Annotated in this window: 1 protein-coding gene; it reads left to right on the forward strand. The window is 69.7% G+C overall.

Annotated elements, in window-relative coordinates:
* Window positions 1–278 precede the first annotated feature (278 nt).
* Complete coding sequence (locus ACZ7CD_RS40135) at window positions 279–1331, forward strand: IS110 family RNA-guided transposase (protein ID WP_470376428.1); 1053 nt, start codon at window positions 279–281, stop codon at window positions 1329–1331.
* Window positions 1332–1369: the final 38 nt, after the last annotated feature.

The raw sequence follows: 1369 nt of genomic DNA on the forward strand, positions 1-1369 counted from the left end.
TCTGCAAGTACCACTCGGTGTCAGAGTTGGTGGTGCCGCTGGTGATCAGCGGTTAGTGTCCGGCCCTGGTCGTGGGGTGACTCTCAAGTACCACGCCCCCGATGGTGGGTGGCTTGTGTTGGAAATGTCCACCGCGACCAGGGTCCTCGGACCGGCCGGCCTGACTTGATAGAAGCGTGGTCCAGACGCTGTACCCACCTCGTCCGAGGTGTGTCGTCCAGCCGATCCGAGGGATGTGTGTTGTCTCCCTTTGGCCGAGAGGACGAACACGAGTGTCGATGGTGGTCTGCGGAATCGATCCGCACAAGTCAACGCTCACCGCGGTCACCGCCGACCAGGCCGGCCGCAAGCTCGCCCAGCGCACGCTGCCCGCCCGCCCGGACGCCTGGTTCACGCTGCTGAGCTGGGCACACGGCCAGGCCGAGCAGGTGCTGTGGGCGGTCGAGGACGGCCGGGGCCTGGCCGGCGGCCTGATCCGCTACCTGCTCGCCGCCGGCCAGCGCGTCGTGCTCGTGCCCCCCAAACTCATGGCCCGCGCCCGCCGCGCGGCCCGGACACGGGGCAAGTCCGACCCCATCGACGCCCTCGCCACCGCCCGCGCCGCACTGCGCGAGGACGGCCTGCCCACCGCACACCTCGACCAGGACGCGCTGGACGTGCGGCTGCTGGTCGACCACCACGACACCCTCGTCGCACGGCGCACCGCGACGATCAACCAGCTGCGCTGGCACCTGCACGACCTCGACCCCGCACTCGAGGCCGCCACCGCCACCCTCACCGGCGCCCGCGCCCGAACCCGGTTGGCCGACCGGCTGCGCGCCCTGCCCGGCTCAGTGCGCCGCGACCTGGCCACCGAGCTCCTGGCCGACATCACCGCCCTCAGCACCCGCATCCGCGACCTCGAGCGGCGTCTCGGCGAGCTGGTGCGGCCGATGGCACCGGCCCTGCTCGGCCTGACCGGCATCGGCGTGCTCACCGCCGCGAAGATCATCGGCGAGACCGGCGGCATCACCCGGTTCCCCACCAGCGCCGCCTTCGCCGCGCACAACGGCACCGCACCCATCCCGATCTGGACCGGCAACACACCGACATTCCGGCTCTCCCGCGGCGGCAACCGGCAACTCAACGCCGCCCTGCACCGCATGGCCATCACCCAGCTACGCCACCACCCGGCAGCACGCGACTACCTCGACCGCTACCGGCAACGCCGACCCCACACCACCCGCAAAGCCGCCCTGCGCGCCCTCAAACGACACCTCTCCGACATCGTCTACACAGCACTCAAAACCGACATGAGCAGCACAAACACCCAACTACCCGCCACCGCTTGACATAGAAGCTTCCAACTCAACATCAACCAGCACTTTTC

The sequence above is a fragment of the Lentzea sp. NPDC036949 genome (assembly GCF_055608075.1).

Excerpts from the sequence above, each read along its gene's own strand:
- ACZ7CD_RS40135 (WP_470376428.1), top strand. The coding sequence starts at position 279 with ATGGTGGTCTGCGGAATCGATCCGCACAAGTCAACGCTCACCGCGGTC.